The organism is Spiroplasma endosymbiont of Megaselia nigra (genome assembly GCF_003987485.1).
Lineage (GTDB): Bacteria > Bacillota_I > Bacilli_A > Mycoplasmatales > Mycoplasmataceae > Spiroplasma.
The window spans coordinates 1-4,037 of record NZ_RCOO01000101.1 but is presented as its reverse complement, the minus strand read 5'-3'; the positions used below and the strand labels follow the sequence as shown (position 1 = coordinate 4,037).

The window sequence follows — 4,037 nt, the reverse complement described above, 5'->3', positions numbered from 1 at the left end:
CCCTTTGCCATATAAAAAATGTTTCTCCTAACTTTATATATTTAATAATAACCTAGAAAGGTTTTTTATTTCATATTCTCAGTTAAAAGAAACATTGTAACTTATAAAAGGTTATTTTTTTAAATCAGCAACATTTTTTTTTAAATTATAAAATGTTTTAATTCCATCATATTCAGCTACTGTTCCTAACTCATCTTCAATTGCTAATAAACGATTATATTTTGCAATTCTATCACTTCGTGACATACTTCCTGTTTTAATTTGACCAGTATTTAAAGCGACTGCTAAATCAGCAATTGTTGAATCTTCTGTTTCTCCTGAACGATGTGAAACAACTGCTGTTCAACCTGCTTTTTGTGCTAATTGAATTGTATTAATTGTTTCAGTAACTGTTCCAATTTGGTTTAATTTAATTAAAACAGAATTTGCGGCGTTACGAGCAATCCCTTCTGCTGTAATTTTTGGATTTGTAACAAATAAGTCATCACCAACAATTTGAATTTTATGTCCCATTGTTTTTACTTGTAATTCAAAACCAGCTCAATCACCTTCTGCTAAACCATCTTCAATTGAAATAATTGGGTATTTATCAACTAATTTGTCTAAATATTTAATTAATTCTTCTGTTGTCATGGCATATTCTTTACCAGTAACTTTTTCAATTTTCTTAAAGTGATATTTTTTATCATCAAAATATAATTCTGATGAAGCACAATCGATTGCAATCATAACACCTTCTTTACCTGGTTTATATCCTGCTTTTTCAATTGCTTCAACAATTAAATCTAAGGCAACCTCAGCTGGTGTTTTTGTTTGAAATGAAGCTAAAGTTTGATCTTTATATGCTCAATTAAAATGCGGAGCAAAACCACCTTCATCACCAACAGCAGTAATATCACTTTTATCATGTAAGATTTTTTTTAAAGTATGGAAAATTTCTGATGATCATCTTAAAGCTTCTTTAAAAGTTTCAGCTCCAACTGGCATAATCATAAATTCTTGGAAATCAATTGCACTATCAGCATGTTCTCCTCCATTAATAATATTCAACATTGGAACAGGTAGTTTTTTCCCATTTACACCACCTAAATATTTGTATAATGGCATTTCTAATTCCGAAGCAGATGCTTTTGCAACAGCCATTGATACTCCTAGCATCGCATTAGCACCTAAATTCTTTTTAAAATCAGTTCCATCTAAAGTAATCATGGCATGATCAATTTCAACTTGGTTTGTTACTTCCATTCCAACCAGTTGTTCGGCAATTTTTGTATTAACATTCCCAACTGCTTTTAAAACACCCTTCCCTTGGTAACGTCCTTTATCACCATCTCTTAATTCTAATGCTTCACGACTTCCAGTTGAAGCTCCTGATGGTACCATTGCTGAACCATATCCTCCAAATTCTGTTCAAACTTCAACTTGAACAGTTGGATTTCCTCGTGAATCAATTACTTCACGAGCATTAATTTTCTCAATTCTCGACATAATTTTTTACTCTCCTTCTAAGTGTATAATGTTATTATATTATTTGTTCAAAAAATAGTAAACAAAATCGGTTGAAAATCCAAGAAAAATACTACTTTTATTGTTTTTCTTTTGGAAAAACTAAAATATTTGCTATGATATTACTAAATATGTTATTAAATTTGGACAAGAAGGGAGAACATATGGAACAAAAAAAACCAACAATTGTTTCAGGCATTACTGCGACAGGGCAATTAACTTTAGGAAATTATATTGGGGCGATAAAAAATTTTATTGAATTACAAAAAGATAATAATTTAATTATTTTTGTGGCAAACTTACATGCAATTACAATTCCAATTAGCAAAGAAGAATTACGAAATAACATTAAAAATATGGTTGCATTATATTATGCATGTGGTTTGGACCCACAAAAAGCAATTATTTTTGTTCAATCAGATGTCTTAGAAGTTACCTTATTAGCACATATTTTATTGTGCAATACAACTATTGGGGAATTATCACGAATGACACAATTTAAAGACAAATCAATAAAAATGAAAGCAGAAAATGGAACTGAATTTATTCCAACCGGATTATTAACTTACCCAACTTTAATGGCCGCGGATATTTTATTATATGATGCTGATTTAGTTCCAGTTGGAAAAGACCAAAAACAACACATTGAATTAACACGAAATATTTCCGAACGAATGAATAATCGTTATCAACAAGATTTATTTAAAATTCCGACCAACTTTATTCCACCAATTGGTGGTAAAATTATGGATTTACAAAATCCAACTAAAAAAATGAGTAAATCTTCCAATGATCCTAAGTCTTTTATCGGGTTATTAGATGCACCTGAAGTAATTCGAAAAAAAATCCGTAGCGCCGTAACTGATTCAGAAGAAAAAATTGCTTATAATCCTGAGAAAAAACCAGGCGTAAGTAATCTTTTAACAATTTATGCTGTTTTAAAAAAAGTAACAATTGAAGCAGCTGTTAAGGAATTTTCTCAACACGATTATGGCCAATTAAAAGAACAAGTTGCCAATACAATTATTGAAGTTTTAGAACCAATTCAAAAAAAATACCACAAATTAATGCAAGATCAAACAATTGATGAATTAATTGATTTAGGAGCAACAAAAGCACGAGCAATTGCTAATAAAAAAATAACAAAAGTTAAAAATGTTGTTGGATTAAATTATAAAAAAAGTAGCCTTTAAATAAAAAATAGACACATAAAGTATAAAATTTATGTGTCTATTTTTGTTATATTTAGTTTTGAATTTGGTATTTTAATTCATTTAATTCTCACATATAATTACCATTTTGGTCAGTTACTTTAAAATTAAATTTTTCATTTTGATTAACTTTACTAGTATCTAACTGATTAAAATGAAAAGTAATTTTATTTTTTAAATAACAATATAATTCATCAATATTTTCAATTGTCTTAATATTACTAATTTTAAAATTATTTGAATCACTATAAACATTTGTTAGCCATAATTTAATAATTTCTGCTGTTGTCATATTTTGTTTAAAAATAAACCTTGGATGATTCTGAATATAATTAATTAAATATTCTTGTAAATCTTTATTAAGTTCATAACTTCAAAAAACATTTGAATTTAAATTAATTGTTAAATAATAAATCGTTGTTGGAAAATGGCTACCATCTAAAGTATATTCTTCCATTGTTGTTTGTCCCGTCGTATAAGTATACTCCGTTGTATTACAAATTAACGGAAACAAAATAAAATCACGATATAATTGGTTAGCTGTTGGCAAATGGGTTGGCATACTTGCAATATATGTTTTAAATAAAACATTAGTTGTTGGTAACTCAAATGCTGGAACATTTGAAGGATTATTAAAATTATAATTAATAATTGGTCATAAAGTATGAGTTTCTCTTTCTTTTGAAAACATTGTGAAAATTGTATTATCATCTTTATGTTTTACTCAATATTCATATTCATCATTAATGGGTTGTAACATAAAATGTGTTAAAAACTTGCCAACCGCTGGCTGCAATGTTGCATCTTGGGTTGGAATATAATAATGTTCTGGATAAATACAACTAATCGTTAAAATACTTGGAGTTGTAAACATTATCATCGTTTCAAAAAAACTAAGCAATTTTTTCATCGAATCATTCCTTTTGATAAACTATCTTTTAAATTATAACAAAAAATAGTGATTAAAAATTAAAATTATTTGGATCAGTTCCTAATCTTACCTGTGGTAAAAGACTGCACCCCAAAAAGTAAGTAAAATTAAAAAAGAACTTTACTAAACTTTTAGAGGAGGTGCATTTTTTAATGGCAGGAAAAGAACAAAAATTTAAAACATATACTGCAGAATTTCGAAAAAATACAGTAAAAGAAATTGAACAAACATCGCTTACTTATATTGCACAAAAATATAAAGTAAATATAAAAACACTTGATTCATGACAATACAATGTTTCTTTTAACTGAGAATATGAAATAAAAAACCTTTCTAGGTTATTATTAAATATATAAAGTTAGGAGAAACATTTTTTATATGGCAAAGGG

The 4,037-nt window shown here is 27.8% G+C and carries 4 protein-coding genes; 2 read left to right on the top strand and 2 right to left on the bottom strand.

Annotation, left to right across the window (positions count from 1 at the left end; genetic code table 4):
• Positions 1–111: 111 nt before the first annotated feature.
• Positions 112–1,488 (bottom strand): phosphopyruvate hydratase, encoded by a 1,377-nt coding sequence (gene eno, locus D9R21_RS04745; RefSeq protein WP_126821309.1) that lies wholly within the window; start codon positions 1,486–1,488, stop codon positions 112–114.
• A gap of 182 nt (positions 1,489–1,670) precedes the next feature.
• Between eno and trpS the strand changes: the two genes are divergently transcribed.
• Positions 1,671–2,699, top strand: a complete 1,029-nt coding sequence (gene trpS, locus D9R21_RS04740; RefSeq protein WP_126821308.1) for a tryptophan--tRNA ligase — start codon at positions 1,671–1,673, stop codon at positions 2,697–2,699.
• Positions 2,700–2,751: 52 nt separating this feature from the next.
• Here trpS and D9R21_RS04735 read toward each other — a convergent pair whose 3' ends face one another.
• Positions 2,752–3,597 carry a hypothetical protein gene (locus D9R21_RS04735; RefSeq protein ID WP_126821307.1) on the bottom strand — a complete coding sequence of 282 codons (846 nt, stop codon included), beginning with the start codon at positions 3,595–3,597 and terminating at the stop codon, positions 2,752–2,754.
• Positions 3,598–3,800: 203 nt separating this feature from the next.
• Here D9R21_RS04735 and D9R21_RS04730 point away from each other — a divergent pair, with 203 nt between their 5' ends.
• A complete protein-coding gene (locus tag D9R21_RS04730) occupies positions 3,801–4,004 on the top strand; it encodes a hypothetical protein (protein ID WP_126821306.1) in 204 nt (67 codons plus the stop codon).
• Positions 4,005–4,037 lie beyond the last annotated feature (33 nt).